A 17091-nucleotide genomic window follows, 5' to 3' on the forward strand; every position below is an offset into this window, starting at 1 on the left:
GAAGAAAATGAAAAAAGTAGTGTATGTATTATTGGTTGTGATGATGACGATGTCGCTTGCCGCTTGCGGAAAGAAAGAGAGTAAAGAGCTAGTAATGGCCACAAATGCGGAGTTCCCACCGTATGAGTACTATGATGGTGACGAGATTGTGGGCATCGATGTGGAGATTGCCGGAGCGATTGCTAAAGAATTAGGCTTAGAGCTTAAGGTTGAGGATATGGCTTTTGATTCGATTAACGTAGCTGTTGATAGCGGAAAAGCTGACATTGGGGCAGCGGGCATGACAGTAACGGAAAAGCGCTTAAAGAATGTAGACTTTAGTGATTCATATGCCACCGCCACTCAAGTGATCATCGTTCAAGAGGGTAGCGATATCAAAGGCGTTGATGATCTGGTTGGGAAGTCTGTAGGCGTTCAGTTAGGTACCACAGGGGATATCTTAGCAGCGGATATTGAAGACGTGACGATGGAACGCTTTAATAAAGGTACAGAAGCGGTTATGGCATTAGCTCAAGGAAAAATCGATTGCGTGATTATCGATAACCAGCCGGCGAAAGTATTCGTGGAAAAGAATGAAGGCTTAGTTATCTTAGACGAGAAATTTGCTGATGAAGAGTATGCAATTTCCATCAAAAAAGGTAACACGGAGTTACTAGATAAAGTAAACAAAGCGCTTAAGACGTTAAAGGAATCTGGGGAACTAGATAAGATTATCGCCAAATACATCAGTGCTGAGTAGGAAGAGACGAAACTATGGGAGAACGATTATATGACGCCTTGATTGACGGTGGTGGTTATAAATACATTATATCGGGTCTAGGCAATACTCTATTTATCACCTTCTTTGCGGTACTAATCGGTATTTTGATCGGCTTTATCGTAGCGATGGTTCGTGCCACTTACGACCGTACTGGGAAAGGTTTTTTACCGGATTTAATCTGTCGTATCTACTTAACAGTGGTACGGGGAACCCCAGTGGTTCTCCAATTGATGATTATTTTTTACGTGGTTTTTGCCAGTGTTAACATCCCGAAGGTCTTAGCAGCGATTATTGCCTTTGGGTTAAACTCAGGAGCGTATGTGGCGGAGATTTTCCGCTCGGGAATTATGGCTGTTGACGCGGGTCAGTTTGAAGCTGGTAGAAGTCTCGGCTTTACCTATTCCCAGACGATGCGCTTGATTATTATGCCTCAGGCTTTTAAAAATGTTTTACCGGCTCTATGTAATGAATTTATCGTCCTCTTAAAAGAGACTTCTGTGGCTGGCTACATCGCCCTTCAGGATCTAACGCGAGGGGCGGACATTATCCGGAGCCAGACGTATGACGCCTTTCCGCCGCTGATTATCGCTGCGGCAATTTACCTGGTGATGGTGGTTATTTTCACCAAGCTTGTAAGTATTCTGGAAAGGAGGTTGCGCAGCAATGAACGATAAGTTACCCCTTATAGAAGTGGTGGATCTGCATAAGGTTTACGGCGAACTGCACGCTCTTAACGGTATCTCGGAGAAAATCTATCCCGGGGAAGTGGTGGTGGTGATTGGCCCATCAGGTTCAGGAAAGTCGACCTTTTTGCGCTCCCTTAACCTTTTAGAGGTTCCCGATAAAGGCCAGGTCTTATTTGAAGGTGTGGATATCACCGATAAAAAGGTGAATATCGATGCTCACCGCCAAAGAATGGGGATGGTGTTCCAGCATTTCAACCTCTTTCCCCATAAGACAATTTTAGAAAATATTACGTTAGGACCGATTAAGTTAAAAGGTCTCAGTAAAGAAGAGGCAGAAAAACAAGGTCTGGATCTTCTTAGGAGAGTTGGTTTAGAGGATAAAGCGACTACGTATCCAGCCAAGCTATCGGGCGGTCAGAAACAGCGAATCGCTATTGTGCGAGCGCTAGCGATGGAACCGGACGTTATGCTTTTTGATGAACCCACTTCGGCCCTTGATCCCGAGATGGTAGGCGAAGTGTTAGAGCTAATGAAAGAGCTAGCCAGAGAAGGCATGACGATGGCGGTGGTAACCCACGAAATCGGTTTTGCCAAAGAGGTGGCTACTCGAGTTATCTTTATGGATGAAGGCCAGATCAAAGAACAGGGAGAACCGGAAGGCTTCTTCGGATCCCCGAAGGAACCTCGCTTGCAGGATTTCCTTTCGAAAGTATTATAGGTGAGTTATGAAGTATCAAGAAACGGTGCCAGGCGTCTTTAAAGAACGCCCCAACCGCTTTATCGCTAAAGTGGAAATTGAGGGGCGAGAAGAGACGGTTCACGTGAAGAACACAGGGCGCTGCAAAGAGCTATTAGTGCCCGGAGCCAAGGTGATTTTGGATATTCCGGAAAATAAAAACCGCAAAACAAAGTGGGATTTAATCGCTGTCTATAAAGGGCAGCGATTAATTAATATGGATGCAAATGCGCCAAATATGGTTGTGAAGGAGTGGCTCGTGGCAGGTGGACTGGGAAAAGAGCTAAATCGGATTCACCCAGAGTATACCTACGGCAAATCCCGGTTTGATTTTTACGCTGAGGGTGCCAATGAGAAAATACTAATCGAAGTAAAAGGCGTTACCTTAGAAGAGGATAATAGAACCCTCTTTCCCGATGCACCGTCTGAACGGGCCGTTAAGCATGTCCGGGAACTTATAGAGGCCCATAAAGCTGGGTACGAAACGTATATTATCTTTGTGATTCAGATGGAGGGAGTGCGCTATTTTACGCCTAATAAAAAGATGCACCCAGAGTTTGCGAAGGCCCTTGTAGAAGCGGTAGCCGCAGGAGTTAATATCCGCGCCTACGACTGCCAAGTGACAGCAGATACGCTAGCCATTAATCAGGAGGTGCCTGTGCGCCTGGAAGCTCCTAAGCTTTACGAAATCGGGAAACCGGTAGTGACTTGGTACCGAGAAAATTCCCGGGATCTACCTTGGCGAAGAACCAAGGAGCCTTATCGTATCTGGCTTTCGGAGATTATGCTGCAGCAGACGCGAGTGGAGGCTGTGAAAGAGTATTACCGTCGCTTTCTCGCGGCATTGCCTCATATTCACGACTTAGCCCAGGCGACAGATGAGGAGTTACTTAAGCTATGGGAAGGCTTAGGGTATTATAACCGTGCCCGTAATTTAAGAAAAGCGGCTCAGGTGATTGATAGCCAGTATGAAGGCCAGTTTCCGGCTGATTATGACCAGATTAGAGAACTACCAGGGATTGGCAGTTATACGGCAGGAGCCATTAGTGCCATTGCCTTTGATAAGGCCTATCCGGCCGTAGACGGCAATGTATTACGGGTGGTAGCAAGACTGATCTGCTTAGAAGGGGATATCAAGAAGGCAAGTACGAAGACTTATGTGGAAAGGCTGTTAAAGCCTGTTATTCCCGAGGAGGCAGCCAGCGACTTTAATCAAGGATTAATTGAATTAGGGGCGACTATCTGTGGCCCGAATAAGGAACCTCAGTGTCAAATTTGCCCTCTTGCTACTTACTGTGAGGCCTATCAAACAGGGGCGGTAGCTGTCTATCCGAAGGTGGGGAAAAAGAAAGAGCGTCGGCTGGAAAAAAGGACGGTATTTCTCATTCGCGATAGTGAACGGGTCGCCATTACGAAGCGGGAAGAGAAAGGCTTACTAGCGGGGATGTATGAGTTCCCCAGTGTGGACGGAAAACTGACGCGGAAAGATGTGCTTCACTACCTGGAAGGGCAAGGACTAGAAGTGCTAAAGATCAAGAAGTTACCAGAGGCGAAGCATATCTTTAGCCACGTAGAGTGGGAAATGACGGGATATGAAGTGAAGGTAGCGCCAGTGAGTAGGAAGAATGACTATCTGTTTTTGACGAAGAAAGAAATTCAGGATAATTACCCTCTTCCTAGCGCGTTTGCTTTTTATAGGGATAAAATATAAGGGAGATAGGCAAGTGCCTCTCTCCCGTTTTTTGCTTATTATATATTCTCTGGATCCAAACGCATATTCTTATATTCAGCTACGGAGCGGTCCGCTGTTTGAATGTGATGTAAGAACCAATCTACAACTTTTTCCTGTACTTTATTGACAAATTCTTCAGAAGGCGTGTCCTCTTCTTTTAGCCATTCTTGCAGCTCGGCGATGGTCTTTTTGAATTCGGCGTGTTGCTTTAAGTGACCATCGAGACCGGGATATTCAATTTCCCATTGTAAAACTTCTTCCGCGTCGAAATGGTAGTTTACATAATCAGATAAGAAATCTAACGTACTGATTGCTGTAAGCTGGCCTTCGCCGGTCTTATCCGAATCGAGAACCTCTTGAAACTTGTGAATGCGACCGATTAATTCCTTATGCTGCTCGTCGATCATTTCATTTCCAGTTAATAAATCATCAGTAAATTCTACATACATAGCTTCTACCTCCTCATGGTGTGTAAAATAAGACATTAGTTACCTTATGTAATAATCGGTCGCTTCTGAGTTGCCGCGTGACGTCGATCTTGAGAGGCGTAGATGACCTGATAAAGAATCCCAATCAAGACAAAGGCGGCGACCACATCAGTAACCGAGTGTTGCTTTAAGAACATGGTCGATAGTACGATTAATCCGGCGATTATATAGCAACTGAAGCGCCATACAGGGTGTTTTTTAAGGGACTTACTCCTTTTAGCGGCAATCGCAATGGCTACCGAATTAAAGACGTGAATACTAGGTAGCACGTTCGTCGGCGTATCACTGGCATACAGGGCTTTCACCATATCAACAAAGATATTGTCCCTGGCGAAAGTCGTTGGTCGCAGCTCAAGTCCGTTAGGATAGAACGTTGAAATAATGAGGAAAATCGTCATTCCTAGGGCTAAGAATAAGAATAAGTCGTAGAACTCTTTCTTATTCGTAAAAAAGAAATAAAGCACCATAACCGCCATGAAGATAAACCAAAGTAGATACGGAACGATAAAATACTCGATAAAGGGGATATAATCGTCTAGAGGCGAGTGAATGAGGTAATGCTTCATACTTCCCTCACGTCGCTCAAGGTACGTAAACCAAGGCATATAAATAAAAAAGTATAAAAATACCCAGGCGTGTTTATATTTTTGAAAAAGTGCTACTAATCTACTCTTAAGTTGCATAAAAAGCCTTCTCTCTGCATGAAACTGACGTTTTCTGCGCTATCTTGAGATTATAACATGAAAAATATTCATCAACAATAGACTTCATTACTTCTTCATCACTTCTTCATAATTATCTCAGGATCCTCAAAGATGACCATTTCAAAGTTGGTGCATCCCTTCTTGTAACTGGTCTTGTCACGAAGGGTCCAAACGGCGTAAGGCACATGGAAGAGCCGGTGCAAGATAAAGGTGGTAAAGCGCTTCGTATAGCGCAGGTTATAGGAAATAAAGTCCGGTCTTGCCACCACGTTCGTAAGGAGCCTAGTTAGCGCGAATTTATAGCTTTCGTGAAGAATTACCTTAGATGCACTCATTTTGGTAGAGAGCTGGCCTCTTAAAATCTGGGGCGCGTTCTTTTTAAACCAACGGAGTACTAGCGGGTTAAAGCTTTGGATTAAATAATCACCAGTGTAATTTTTGAGTATTTCATAAGTGGCCGCACACAAGCGGATATCTAGATCGCCCGCCTTTAGCTCCACTAATAGCGGAACCTGACCATCGACTAGGGCTAAGACATCGGCAAATAACGGGATTTGCTCGTTCGTTCCTAGGAGGCGCAAGTCTTGTATCTGGGCATACGTTAGGGATTCAGGGGCCTTATCTACGCCGCAGACCCGTTCTAGACTATCATCGTGAAAAACAATCAGTTGTTGATCACAGGTTAGGTGTAAATCCAGTTCGATACCATAGCCTTCCGTAATGGCCGCCGTGAAGGCCGGAAGGGAGTTTTCGGGAATACCTTGGTGGATATTGTGGTAACCTCGGTGGGCAAACCCCACTCCTTTATACTTATTCATTTGCTTCCTTTTAGAAAGACGGGGCCAAAGGAGAAAGAGATAGAGACCGAGAAAGAGACCGATTAAAAGCAACATAAGTACCGTCATCCTTTACTTGTTTTGGGCAACTTTTAGCTTTTTAGGCTCTAAGGTTGCGAATAATTCTCGCTGCAGAAAGATGGGTTCCCCGTCGGTGTGGACAGGCAGGGGGCAGTCGCTGACAATCTCCACGGTCTTTCCTTTTAGAAGGTAAATTCCTTTGGCAAAGGTGTGATATCCTTTAAAGGCTAAAGGCAGCAGTGTTAGAAACCGTAGCTTGGAAATATTAGCGGCGATGATAACGTCTAGTTCCCCGTCGGTAGAATCGGCTTTGGGACAGAATTTAAAGCCGCCACCCTCGTAGGGGTGATTCATCACTGTGGCAAATAGCACATTCTCATAACGATGTCGGATGCCGTCTACAGTGATGGTCATCGTCGTGGGCCTGGACTTGATGATTTGGGAAAAAGCAACACCAGTGTACGCTAGCTTCCCTAGCCCTAACTTATTAAAAAACTTCTTAAGCCTAGAGACTACGACCTCGTGACAAACCGCCGCGTCAAAGCCAATCCCTGCACTAACGGCGAAGCGTCTTTTTTTATTTTCTTTATAGGTGATATAGCCCACATCCATAAAAGCGTAACTAGGCGTATCTAAAATATAGCCGAGGGCTTCTAGTGGCTCCTTTGGTAAGTGAAAGCCTCTGGCGAAATCGTTGCTTGAGCCGATGGGAATATAGCCTAAGCAGACCTTGTCTAAGTCATAGATGCCATTAATGACTTCGTTAATAGTACCGTCGCCGCCAAGGACCACCAGTTGGTGAATGCCATCGGTCTCGGTGATTTTCCTAGCTATTTTCGTTGCGTGCTTTTGGTATTTGGTCTCATAGGCTTGGTAATCCACTTCCCGCCGGATAAGCTCCTTCTCAATTAAGTTCCAGGTGGATTTGCCAAGGCCAGAGCGGGCGTTGGGATTAACTATAAAATGATACATAATTCGTCTCCTTAAAATAGGCCGTCTAAGTAGGTCGCTAAAGAACGTTCCATATTACTAGCAAAAGGTGCTTGGCCCTTCTTTAAACACCACTCAAAGACATTGCCGATAACGAGCATTCGGATATCGGTGGTGATTTGCTCTAATTCATATGGTAAGGCAATAACTCCTGCATCTAAGCATTTTTGCAAGTAGTTTTCCACCGTCACAATTGGGTAGGGACGTTTGGTCCGAATACTAGGGTTTAACGATTGATTCTTCGGCGTATAGTAGTTGGCCATAAATTCAACCCCTAGGGTTTCGCAGTAGTGAGCATAGTTTAGATAGACGGAGATAATATTTTTCTTGATAACTTGAATATTGTCAGTTTTAGCAAAATTCGTATGAAATGCCTCTGGTTGCTCCTCAATGTAGTAAGAGAGTAAGTCGTCCTTTGTCTTAAAGTGATGATAGAAACTTCCGTTAGAAACTCCCGCCTCTTGACAGATGTTTTTTAGAGATAGCTTTTCGTAACCGTCGCGTTCTAAAATAGTCTTGGCAGCAGCGAAAATTTTCGCTTTTGTCTCCTTAGATTTTTGTTGTTGTTTACTTAGCATAAGCGGGGATTCTCCTACGTTTTATCGTGCTTTTAGTATAGCATACTTTCATTGCTTATTGCATTAGAATCCGTTATAATTGTAAGGTATGTTAAGTGTAGAAAGGATTTCGAAAAGATGGACATTAATAAGAAAATCACGGAAGAACTAGGGGTCAAAGAATGGCAGGTTGATGCTGCCGTCGCTCTGATTGACGAAGGTAACACGATCCCTTTTATCGCCCGCTATAGAAAAGAAAAGACGGGAGAGCTAGACGATGAGCAGCTCCGTAAGTTACATGAGCGTCTCTTATATTTACGCAACTTAGATGAGAGACGGGAAACCGTTCTTTCGGCGATTGAAGAACAGCAGAAGTTGACACCCGAGTTAAAGGTTCAGATTTTGGCCGCCACCACCTTAGTGGAGCTAGAGGATTTGTATCGCCCGTATAAGCAGAAGAAGCGGACTCGGGCTACCATCGCGAAAGAAAAGGGCCTAGAACCTTTAGCAAATATTATCCTATTGCAACAGACCACAAAAAGCATCGACGAGGAGGCGCTAGCTTATCTCGATGAAGAAAAAGAAGTAAAGACTGTCGAAGAGGCGATTAGCGGTGCCTTAGATATTATCGCCGAAGGGATTTCCGATGTAGCCGATTACCGGAGCTATATTAGAAAACGGGCCTTCGATGCCGGTAAGCTTGTAAGTCAGGCCAAGGACGAAAAAGCAGAATCGGTGTATGAGATGTATTACGATTTTGAAGAGCCGCTTAAGAAGCTAGCCGGTCACCGAATCCTCGCCCTTAATCGCGGGGAAAAAGAAAAGTTCTTAAGTGTAAAAATAGAAGAACCAAAAGAAGAAATTATCCGCTTTTTAGAGAAGCAGACGATTACGAAAGACAATCCGAACACCAACGAATTACTAAGAGCGGCGGTCCAGGATAGCTATAAGCGCTTAATTGCCCCGGCCATCGAACGGGAAATCCGTAGTGACTTAACAGAGAAGGCCGAAGATGGCGCAATTGCTGTCTTTGGAAAGAACTTAGAACAGCTTTTAATGCAGCCTCCGATTGCCGGACAGACGGTTCTTGGCTGGGACCCAGCTTTTCGTACGGGCTGTAAATTAGCGGTGGTCGATCCCACGGGAAAAGTGATCGGTACGACGGTTATCTATCCGACGGAACCAACTACGCCGGCGAAGATTGCTGCGTCAAAGAAGGTATTAAAGCAGATTATCAGCAAGTACCACGTAAGTCTCATTTCTCTAGGAAACGGGACCGCTTCCCGGGAGTCAGAGCAATTTATCGTAGAACTCTTAAAGGAGATTCCCGAGTCAGTTCAGTACGTAATTGTTAATGAAGCGGGAGCATCGGTATACTCGGCGAGTAAGCTGGCAGCAGAAGAATTTCCTAAGTTTGACGTCGGTCAAAGAAGCGCAACCTCGATTGCCCGGAGAATTCAAGATCCGCTTGCAGAGCTAGTAAAGATCGATCCAAAATCCATCGGTGTAGGTCAGTATCAGCATGATATGAATCAAAAGAAGCTAACAGAAGCCCTTTCTGGAGTGGTGGAAGGTAGTGTAAATAAAGTCGGGGTGGATTTAAATACGGCTTCAGCCCCTCTGCTTTCCTATATTTCCGGAATATCCGGAGCGATTGCTAAGAATATTGTCATCTACCGGGAAGAAAACGGTCGCTTCAAAAGCCGTCGGGAGTTATTAAAAGTAGCGAAGCTAGGACCAAAAGCCTATGAGCAATGCGCAGGCTTTATGAGAATTGCTGATGGCAAGAACCCTCTGGATGCTACTAGCGTCCATCCGGAATCCTATGAAGCCGCCAAGCAGCTCTTAGAAAAGCAAGGCTTTAAAGCAGAAGATATTACTGGGGGGAAACTTGTAGGTTTATCCTTAACCATTAAAGATTACAAGCACTTAGCGGAGGAGTTGGGAATTGGGGAAATTACCCTTCGGGATATCGTGAAAGAGCTAGAAAAGCCGGGACGAGATCCTCGGGACGAGATGCCAAGACCGATTCTTAGAACCGATGTTTTGGATATGAAAGATCTAAAAGATGGCATGATATTAAAAGGCACGGTACGTAATGTCATCGACTTTGGGGTGTTTGTTGATATTGGAGTACATCAAGACGGCCTTGTGCATATTTCGGAAATTACCGATAAGAAATTTATCAAACATCCACTAGAAGCGGTTAGCGTAGGGGATATCGCCACAGTGAGAGTTTTGGGTGTGGATTTGAAGAAAAAACGTATTTCTCTTTCGATGAAAGGAATTAATTAAAAAATGAAAAAACATTGGGGAAAAACCCTAGAAGCGCCGCTCTGCGTGCTTTTAGGGAATCTTATTTTAGCCTTTACGGTGGTGGCCTTCGTGTCTCCTAAAGGTATTATTATGGGCGGAGCCACGGGAATCGGCTTAACTATTTCCCACTATCTGCCGATAAATCTATCGATGGTTATTTTTATCATCAACGGTATTTTCTTTATTTTTGGTGCTGTTATATTGGGAAAAAAATTCGCCTTGATGACAATCGTCAGTTCCATTACGTACCCTATTTTCTTGGCCCTGATTCAAAGGATTCCTAGGATTGACGAGTTAACAGATAGCTATTTTCTCGCCACTATTTACGGTGGGGTCCTTCTAGGAGTAGGGATTGGTCTCATTGTCCGCGTCGGTTCTTCTACGGGAGGAACGGATGGACTGGCCTTGATATTTAATAAATTTACTCATGTGTCAGTAGCCATGCTTCTGTATGTCATTGATTTTTCCGTGTTGCTACTGCAAGTGATATTTTCGGATACGGAGCAGATTCTCTATGGTATCTTGACGTTAGTACTTTGCACCCTAGTACTTAACCGGGTAACCCTTCTCGGTAAGAGTCAGATTCAGCTTTTCGTTATTTCGCCGAAATACGAAGAGATTAGAAAGAGCTTGCTTAAGAAAATCGATGTAGGTGTCACCATGGTGGCGATTGAATCGGGCTTTGATAAGAACGAAATGAAGGGCGTGCTTTGCGTTATTAATAATCGTAAGTTATACGCTATCAACGAACTAATTAGAGAAATTGATCCACAAGCGTTTGTTACTATCAGCCGAATTAATGAAGTGCGGGGGCGCGGATTTAGTTTGGAACGAGTAAAGAGTGAGAATAGAGAGTAAAGCTTTATTGAGAGAGGGGCAGTTTTAAAATGACAAATATGGCGGTGGCGATTGTTTACGTTGCAATTTTAATTGTAATAATAGTGTTTTTTATGGTTACTTATACGGGAGGGAATAGAAAACGGCCAGTAGCGAAAGCTTTTTTATTTATGGCTGTGATGTCAGTATGCTGGGTGGCGTGTGAGATCTTATACCATTTAACACAAAATGCGACAGTTGCACGATTACTATACGATTATAAAATACCTTTTGTAACCTTGGCGGCAACCTCGACGGTTCCTTTTGTATTTTACTTTTACGGTCTGAATCGGCGGTTGAATAGAATGACCTACGTTTTACTATATCTTATTCCGGCAGTTACGACTTTATTTGCACTGACAAGTCCTTTACACACCTTGTTACGTCAAAAATTAGTGGTTAATATTAGCCCAGTTCTTCATACGGACTACAATGTGCGTGGAATATGGTTTTGGGTGCATACGTTGCAGGTGTACTTAACGCTATTATGTGTAGTGTTTTTTGTGATTCGTCAGCATTACAAAACACCGCGAAGCAAACGGGCGGCTTCGAACTTTCTGCTATTTGGAATAACATCAACAATGGCTCTTAGTATTGTATCTGTTTCTAATATTATTAAAACACCATTTGATATTACTCTAATTGGTATATGCGTTGCCCTTGTTTTCTTTTACATCGGAACGGCCATTAGTGAAAAAGCGGGTTTCTTATCCTTGGCCCGAGATGAGGTGTTTAATAACATGCATGAGATGGTATTCGTCTTACATGCTGATGATACGATTGCGGAGATGAACAAATCAGCCAAGCATTGGATGGAAAAAATGAGAATCATTACCCAAGGTGGGTTTGACGAAATCCTTGAAAGCTTAAAGGGGGCTGGGGCCGAGATTTATCCAGCGCCGGAAGAAGGAACGGGTATGGATATTCATTTTTCGACACCTCAAGGGGACAATGTAATTATCAACTATAAAGAAAACGTTATCACAGATGATGATGGCGTGAAAGGAAAGTTTTATCTTTGTAGTGACGTGACCAAGAGTCGAGCGATTTTTCATCAACTGGCTGAACATGCCGAGCTGGATCCGCTAACGGGTTTGCAAAATCGACGAGGGTTTGAAATGGCTACTCATGCTTTGGATACGCCGTCTAATCTACCTTTAACCGTTATTTTCGGTGATTTGAACGGATTAAAAGCAACGAATGATACCTATGGACACAAGCAAGGAGATCAACTGATCATTACGGCAGCGGCGCTGTTAAGAAATGCCTGTCCGCCAAGCGGTAGACTGTTTCGGATTGGCGGAGATGAATTTGTGATGCTGATTCCAAATTTCACCGAAGAATTAGCAGAGCAACGTCTCTGCGAAATAAATAATTTATTTGCTACCACTCGGAATCTACCTATACAGCCATCAATTGCTTTGGGGTATGCAGCAAAAAATCATCCTGAAGAATCCTTGCTAGCCGTTATCGAGGAAGCTGATGGACGTATGTATAAGAATAAGCAGGAAGCGAAGGGCGCCTAAGTCCTTAAAATGAGCAGGGTGTGACAAATCAGTCACACCCTGCTCTTAGGATTACGTGCGAAAATGCCAAAGCATTAGCGGGAGCGTATCTTTACTGTAAGTAGTAAGAGAATAGCTGGCCCGGTTTAAGCACCAGTCGGTAACCAGGGCTCGTTCGCACATCGTATAGTATTTTAGCAATTCACTAATCGTACGATCTTTGCGAATCTCACCTCTGGTTTGCCCTTCCTCAATAATACTGCGCACAAGGCGGTAGTATTTGCGGTTCTGGTCAAGTAGCGTCCGGTCGCCTTTGGAGGTAAGCTGGGTTGAGTAGAGAGAGGCGATCAGATCGAGGGGCAAATGATCCTCCATAAAGCGATGAACCTCATAGTCGATTAGTAGGAGCTTGTCGATGCTACCAAGCTGTGGGTCCATTTCCTTTTCTAGGCGACGATACTGGTCGTCTAGAACATCGGATAAGGTATGTAATAGGGCGTCCTTTCCTTCAAAATAGTAGTAGAACGAACCCTTTGAAGTACCAGCAAGAGTGATGATATCATCCACCGTGGTATTGTCATAGCCGTTGCGAAAGAAAAGTTCCCACGTCGCCTTTATGATTTTTTCTTTGATACTTTCTTCTTCCTGGGTCATAGCTTCTTCCTTCCTTATAGTGAACGAGATTTATCAGCGGAGGCAAGCACCGCCTCCATAACGGCTGAACGAAAGCCCATATTTTCTAAGGTGCGCACGCCTTCGATGGTAGCACCGCCAGGAGAGCATACCATATCCTTTAACTCACCTGGGTGTTTTCCTGATTCTAAGAAGAGCTTGGCACTGCCAAGAAGGGTCTGAGCGGCTAGTTCGTAAGCTTGCGACCTTGAGAGACCGCCAACTACGCCAGCATCAGCCAGGGCTTCGATAAATAGGAAGCAATATGCCGGTCCACAGCCGCTGACACCTGTTAAAATATCTAATAGATCTTCTTTGATGGCCACGGTACGTCCAAAAGCATTGAGGACTTCCAGGCCTTTCTTTAAGTCTTCTTCTGTCACTTTATCGCCAGCACAGACACCAGTCATGCCTTCTTTTACCAGGGCTGGGGTATTCGGCATCGTCCGGATAATTTTCATCTCTTTACCAAAGGTTTCATTTAACCAAGCCAATGTTTTTCCAGGAATAATGGTGATAAAGAGCTGGTCCTCCCGGACGTGGTCGCGAATATCTTTAATCACCTCTTCCACAAACTGGGGCTTAACCGAAAGCACCACGATATCTGCCAGACTCACCACCTCTAGATTCTGATCGGTTACTTTAATGCCGAAGTTCTTTGCGGTCTTCTCTCTACTAGGAGCGTAGACATCAGCTCCGATAATATCTTCTTTGTGATAAGCACCACTGTCTAATAAACCACCAATAATTGCTCCAGCCATGTTGCCACAACCAATAAATCCGATTTTCATAAAATACCTCCTGTGCGTGTGTGTTCAGTATCCAATATAGCACCCGGGATTACATACGTCAAAAAATTGATAATTAATTGACAAGAACGGGGAAAAATGCTATCTTTGACTTAAGTTTAAACTATAGTCTAAAAGGAGTCAATATGCCAATTATTACAGGGATTCAGAAGTATTCTATCCATGATGGCCAGGGGATTCGCAGTACTGTGTTTTTTAAAGGATGTCCTCTTTCCTGTAGCTGGTGTCACAATCCGGAAACCCAGAATTATCAGCGGCAGCTCTCAGTGGATGAAGAGCGCTGTAGCGGCTGCGGAAAGTGTCTAAAAGGCTGTGAGACAGAGTGCATTCAGTTAGAAGCTACACGCACCCAGACGGATTTTGACAAGTGTACTGCTTGCGGTGATTGTGCAGATTACTGTTATCAGAACCTGCGAACGGTAATCGGAGAAGAATACGAAGTCGAAAAGTTAGTGGATTTGCTAAAGCGTGACGAGATGTTTTACGAAGAGTCTGGCGGCGGCGTAACGCTTTCGGGCGGTGAAGTAATGACCCAGGATATGGATTATTTAGAAACGCTTCTAAAAAAGTTAACTCTTCTGGGTATTAGCGTCAATATCGATACGTGCGGATATGCCCCTTATGTAAACTTTGAGCGGATACTGCCTTATGTGGACACCTTTCTGTACGACGTGAAGGTGATTGATGACCAGAAGCACCGTCATCACATGGGGGTATCGAACACTCTGATTCTGGAAAATCTGGAAAGACTCGCCTTAGCAGGGGCCAGCCTTAATATTCGGATACCGGTAGTCGGTAGCGTAAACGCAAACTCTCAAGATATAAAGGCGATTGTCGATTATCTTGGGGAGCGAAAGATCCAGCCAGTCCAGATTAATTTACTACCCTATCACAATACTGGCTCAGGAAAGTATGGGCGTATCGGTAAGGAGTATCAAGGAGAAACTTATGCGACACCCGCGGCAGCAGAGATGGATGACTTTGCCAAGCTATTTACGGGTGCCGGTTTTACAAATGTCAAAATAGGAGGATAGGAAAGGATGAACGAACGAGTTAAGAGGTTAAGACAAGAAAGCTTAGACACTCAGGCCCACATTGATATGGCACGGGCTAAAAGCATGACGGCGACGTATGAAAAGTACGAAGGAAGCGTCTCGATTCCTGAGTTGCGAGCGCTAGTATTAAAAGAGTATTTTAGCACCAAGGAACTTTACCTAGGGGAAGGTGAATTAATCGTTGGGGAAAAGGGGGATGGACCTCAGGCAGCACCGACGTTTCCTGAGCTTTGCTGCCACACTAGCGAAGATATGCACGTGATGAACGACCGGGAACTGATTAATTTTAAGGTTAAGAACGCGGATTACGCTTATCAGGAACAGGAGATTATCCCTTTCTGGGAAAAGCGTTCCATTCGCAAGAAAATTCTAAGCAATATGACGCCTGCTTGGAAGGACTGCTATGAAGCCGGCTTATTTACGGAGTTTATGGAGCAAAGAGGCCCAGGTCACACCGTGGGCTCAGCGAAGATATATGAAAAAGGTTTTCTCGATTATCAGGCTGATATTGACGCAGCGATTGCCAATCTCGATTATCTAAATGATAAAGAAGCCTTAGACAAAAAATCAGAACTGCTAGGCATGCGCATTGCCTGTGAGGCGGTGATGATTCTTGGAGAGCGTTACCGGGAGCTGGCGCTTACGATGGCCGCTAAGGAAACCGATGAAAAGCGGAAAGAGGAGCTTTTACAAATCGCGAAAAACTGTGAAGTAGTGCCGGCTCATAAGCCTCAAACGTATTGGCAAGCAATTCAGATGTACTGGTTTGTGCATCTCGGCGTTACTACCGAACTAAACCCCTGGGACGCTTATAGTCCGGGGCGTTTGGATCAGCACCTGATTCCCTTTTACAAGGAAGATGCAAAAGCCGGTCGCTTAGACGATGAGCAGGCCTTAGAGCTCTTAGAATGCTTGTGGGTGAAGTTTAACAATCAGCCAGCGCCACCAAAGGTAGGCATAACTTTAAAAGAAAGCAGTACGTATACGGATTTTGCCAATATCAACACCGGCGGTATTACCCCTGATGGGGAAAACGGAGTGAATGAAGTTAGTTATTTAATCCTCGACTGTATGGATGAGATGAAGCTTTTACAGCCCAGCTCAAATGTCCAGATTAGCCGTAAGACGCCGACGAAATTTTTAAAAAGAGCGTGTGAAATCTCCCGAAAAGGCTGGGGACAACCGGCGTTTTATAATACCGAGGCAATTGTTCAAGAACTTCTAAATGCTGGTAAAAGTCTCGCTGATGCCAGATGCGGTGGCACGAGCGGTTGTGTGGAGACGGGGGCTTTTGGTAACGAAGCGTATATTCTGACCGGGTACTTTAATATTCCCAAGATTCTGGAACTGACGTTAAATAATGGCTTTGATACCGTAAGTGGCAAGCAACTCGGTCTAAAGCTTGGTAGCGCCCCGGATTATAAATCCTATGAAGAGCTCTTCGCGGCTTTTAAGAAGCAGATAGAATACTTTGTAGAGGTTAAGATTACCGGCAGCAATATGATTGAAGAGATTTATGCCCACTACATGCCCGCACCTTTCCTTTCCATTATCACCAATGACTGTATAGCCAGAGGCCGGGATTATAACGCCGGCGGCGCCCGGTATAATACCAAGTATATTCAAGGGGTGGGTATTGGCACGATTACCGATAGCTTGGCAGCGATTAAGTACAATGTGTTTGACGAGAAGAAGTTCTCTATGGAAGAGCTAATAGCAGCTATGAAAGATAACTTTGAAGGTCATGAACGGATTCTGAACTTAGTCCGCAATAAAAGCCCCAAATACGGAAATGATGATGACTACGCTGATGATATTATGAAAAGCGTCTTCAAGATGTATCACGATACGGTAACGGGACGCCCCAATATGACGGGAGGCTTTTACCGGATAAATATGCTGCCGACCACCTGTCACGTATACTTCGGCGAAGTGATGATGGCCTCGCCTAATGGACGCCTGGCTCATACGCCAGTATCCGAAGGCATTTCCCCAGAAAAAGGTGCTGATACCTTTGGTCCGACGGCAGTGGTAAAGTCAGCCTCAAAGATGGACCACCTACAGACCGGTGGCACCCTTCTGAATCAAAAGTTTACTCCTAGCGTAGTGGCCGGCGAAGAGGGACTAACCCAGATGGCCAATTTAGTTCGGACGTATTTCAACATGGATGGCCACCATATTCAGTTCAACGTAATTGACCGCCAGACTCTTTTAGATGCTCAGGCAAAACCCGAAGAATACAAAGACTTAATCGTTCGGGTGGCTGGCTATAGCGATCATTTTCGAAACTTAAGCAAGGCTTTGCAGGACGAGATTATTAATCGGACAGAGCAAGCGTTTAACTAACA

Annotated in this window: 16 protein-coding genes; 9 read left to right on the forward strand and 7 right to left on the reverse strand. The window is 44.6% G+C overall.

All coding sequences use genetic code 11. The annotated features are described in order from the left end of the window. Positions 1-7: 7 nt before the first annotated feature. Genes NHH16_RS10250 through mutY form a run of 4 tightly spaced genes read left to right on the forward strand, consistent with a single transcriptional unit; the run spans position 8 to position 3893 of the window. Positions 8-739 (forward strand): basic amino acid ABC transporter substrate-binding protein, encoded by a 732-nt coding sequence (locus NHH16_RS10250; RefSeq protein ID WP_262069508.1) that lies wholly within the window; start codon positions 8-10, stop codon positions 737-739. A gap of 14 nt (positions 740-753) precedes the next feature. Then, the gene (locus tag NHH16_RS10255; protein WP_262069509.1) at positions 754-1434 is read left to right on the forward strand and encodes an amino acid ABC transporter permease; all 681 of its coding nucleotides are present in this window, start codon (positions 754-756) and stop codon (positions 1432-1434) included. Further along, positions 1424-2164 carry an amino acid ABC transporter ATP-binding protein gene (locus NHH16_RS10260; RefSeq protein WP_262069510.1) on the forward strand — a complete coding sequence of 247 codons (741 nt, stop codon included), beginning with the start codon at positions 1424-1426 and terminating at the stop codon, positions 2162-2164. The genes NHH16_RS10255 and NHH16_RS10260 overlap by 11 nt, the downstream gene beginning before the upstream one ends. 7 nt (positions 2165-2171) lie before the next feature. Further along, positions 2172-3893, forward strand: coding sequence for an A/G-specific adenine glycosylase (mutY, locus tag NHH16_RS10265; RefSeq protein WP_262069511.1), 1722 nt, complete (start codon positions 2172-2174; stop codon positions 3891-3893). 38 nt (positions 3894-3931) lie between these two features. Here the strand turns inward: mutY and NHH16_RS10270 are convergent, their stop codons facing one another. From NHH16_RS10270 to NHH16_RS10290, 5 genes are all read right to left on the reverse strand, one after another. Beyond that, on the reverse strand, positions 3932-4363 hold the full coding sequence (locus NHH16_RS10270; protein ID WP_262069512.1) for a bacteriohemerythrin: 432 nt from the start codon (positions 4361-4363) through the stop codon (positions 3932-3934). Positions 4364-4407: 44 nt separating this feature from the next. After that, positions 4408-4968, reverse strand: a complete 561-nt coding sequence (locus NHH16_RS10275; protein WP_316043935.1) for a phosphatase PAP2 family protein — start codon at positions 4966-4968, stop codon at positions 4408-4410. A gap of 215 nt (positions 4969-5183) precedes the next feature. After that, positions 5184-5924, reverse strand: a complete 741-nt coding sequence (locus NHH16_RS10280) for a glycerophosphodiester phosphodiesterase family protein (protein WP_262069514.1) — start codon at positions 5922-5924, stop codon at positions 5184-5186. Between the two features lie 90 nt (positions 5925-6014). Continuing rightward, positions 6015-6935, reverse strand: coding sequence for a diacylglycerol/lipid kinase family protein (locus NHH16_RS10285; protein WP_262069515.1), 921 nt, complete (start codon positions 6933-6935; stop codon positions 6015-6017). Positions 6936-6946: 11 nt separating this feature from the next. Next, positions 6947-7531 (reverse strand): TetR/AcrR family transcriptional regulator, encoded by a 585-nt coding sequence (locus NHH16_RS10290; protein ID WP_262069516.1) that lies wholly within the window; start codon positions 7529-7531, stop codon positions 6947-6949. A 117-nt stretch (positions 7532-7648) separates the two neighbouring features. Between NHH16_RS10290 and NHH16_RS10295 the strand changes: the two genes are divergently transcribed. The 3 genes from NHH16_RS10295 to NHH16_RS10305 are packed head-to-tail and all read left to right on the forward strand — an operon-like array spanning position 7649 to position 12228. After that, positions 7649-9805: a Tex family protein gene (locus NHH16_RS10295; protein WP_262069517.1), complete on the forward strand. Its 2157-nt coding sequence runs from the start codon at positions 7649-7651 to the stop codon at positions 9803-9805. Positions 9806-9808: 3 nt separating this feature from the next. Continuing rightward, on the forward strand, positions 9809-10684 hold the full coding sequence (locus NHH16_RS10300; RefSeq protein ID WP_262069518.1) for a YitT family protein: 876 nt from the start codon (positions 9809-9811) through the stop codon (positions 10682-10684). Between the two features lie 38 nt (positions 10685-10722). Then, positions 10723-12228: a histidine kinase N-terminal 7TM domain-containing diguanylate cyclase gene (locus NHH16_RS10305; RefSeq protein WP_262069541.1), complete on the forward strand. Its 1506-nt coding sequence runs from the start codon at positions 10723-10725 to the stop codon at positions 12226-12228. Positions 12229-12279: 51 nt separating this feature from the next. Here NHH16_RS10305 and NHH16_RS10310 read toward each other — a convergent pair whose 3' ends face one another. Then, the gene (locus NHH16_RS10310; protein WP_262069519.1) at positions 12280-12861 is read right to left on the reverse strand and encodes a TetR/AcrR family transcriptional regulator; all 582 of its coding nucleotides are present in this window, start codon (positions 12859-12861) and stop codon (positions 12280-12282) included. A gap of 14 nt (positions 12862-12875) precedes the next feature. Next, positions 12876-13670, reverse strand: coding sequence for a pyrroline-5-carboxylate reductase (gene proC / locus NHH16_RS10315; protein ID WP_262069520.1), 795 nt, complete (start codon positions 13668-13670; stop codon positions 12876-12878). 143 nt (positions 13671-13813) lie between these two features. On the opposite strand from proC, the gene NHH16_RS10320 reads away from it, so the two are divergent. Together NHH16_RS10320 and hypD are read left to right on the forward strand one after the other, a co-directional pair. Beyond that, the gene (locus NHH16_RS10320; protein WP_262069521.1) at positions 13814-14722 is read left to right on the forward strand and encodes a trans-4-hydroxy-L-proline dehydratase activase; all 909 of its coding nucleotides are present in this window, start codon (positions 13814-13816) and stop codon (positions 14720-14722) included. A gap of 6 nt (positions 14723-14728) precedes the next feature. After that, the gene (hypD, locus tag NHH16_RS10325) at positions 14729-17089 is read left to right on the forward strand and encodes a trans-4-hydroxy-L-proline dehydratase (RefSeq protein WP_262069522.1); all 2361 of its coding nucleotides are present in this window, start codon (positions 14729-14731) and stop codon (positions 17087-17089) included. The last annotated feature ends 2 nt before the right edge of the window (positions 17090-17091 follow it).

It is taken from the genome of Ohessyouella blattaphilus, from assembly GCF_024721265.1.
Taxonomy (GTDB): Bacteria; Bacillota; Clostridia; order Lachnospirales; family Lachnospiraceae; genus Aequitasia; species Aequitasia blattaphilus_A.

What these genes read in the sequence shown, in the direction of transcription:
- NHH16_RS10250 (WP_262069508.1), top strand. Translation starts at nt 8, where the DNA reads ATGAAAAAAGTAGTGTATGTATTATTGGTTGTGATGATGACGATGTCG.
- NHH16_RS10255 (WP_262069509.1), top strand. Translation starts at nt 754, where the DNA reads ATGGGAGAACGATTATATGACGCCTTGATTGACGGTGGTGGTTATAAA.
- NHH16_RS10260 (WP_262069510.1), top strand. Translation starts at nt 1,424, where the DNA reads ATGAACGATAAGTTACCCCTTATAGAAGTGGTGGATCTGCATAAGGTT.
- mutY (WP_262069511.1), top strand. Translation starts at nt 2,172, where the DNA reads ATGAAGTATCAAGAAACGGTGCCAGGCGTCTTTAAAGAACGCCCCAAC.
- NHH16_RS10270 (WP_262069512.1), bottom strand. Translation starts at nt 4,363, where the DNA reads ATGTATGTAGAATTTACTGATGATTTATTAACTGGAAATGAAATGATC.
- NHH16_RS10275 (WP_316043935.1), bottom strand. Translation starts at nt 4,968, where the DNA reads ATGAAGCATTACCTCATTCACTCGCCTCTAGACGATTATATCCCCTTT.
- NHH16_RS10280 (WP_262069514.1), bottom strand. Translation starts at nt 5,924, where the DNA reads ATGAATAAGTATAAAGGAGTGGGGTTTGCCCACCGAGGTTACCACAAT.
- NHH16_RS10285 (WP_262069515.1), bottom strand. Translation starts at nt 6,935, where the DNA reads ATGTATCATTTTATAGTTAATCCCAACGCCCGCTCTGGCCTTGGCAAA.
- NHH16_RS10290 (WP_262069516.1), bottom strand. Translation starts at nt 7,531, where the DNA reads ATGCTAAGTAAACAACAACAAAAATCTAAGGAGACAAAAGCGAAAATT.
- NHH16_RS10295 (WP_262069517.1), top strand. Translation starts at nt 7,649, where the DNA reads ATGGACATTAATAAGAAAATCACGGAAGAACTAGGGGTCAAAGAATGG.
- NHH16_RS10300 (WP_262069518.1), top strand. Translation starts at nt 9,809, where the DNA reads ATGAAAAAACATTGGGGAAAAACCCTAGAAGCGCCGCTCTGCGTGCTT.
- NHH16_RS10305 (WP_262069541.1), top strand. Translation starts at nt 10,723, where the DNA reads ATGGCGGTGGCGATTGTTTACGTTGCAATTTTAATTGTAATAATAGTG.
- NHH16_RS10310 (WP_262069519.1), bottom strand. Translation starts at nt 12,861, where the DNA reads ATGACCCAGGAAGAAGAAAGTATCAAAGAAAAAATCATAAAGGCGACG.
- proC (WP_262069520.1), bottom strand. Translation starts at nt 13,670, where the DNA reads ATGAAAATCGGATTTATTGGTTGTGGCAACATGGCTGGAGCAATTATT.
- NHH16_RS10320 (WP_262069521.1), top strand. Translation starts at nt 13,814, where the DNA reads ATGCCAATTATTACAGGGATTCAGAAGTATTCTATCCATGATGGCCAG.
- hypD (WP_262069522.1), top strand. Translation starts at nt 14,729, where the DNA reads ATGAACGAACGAGTTAAGAGGTTAAGACAAGAAAGCTTAGACACTCAG.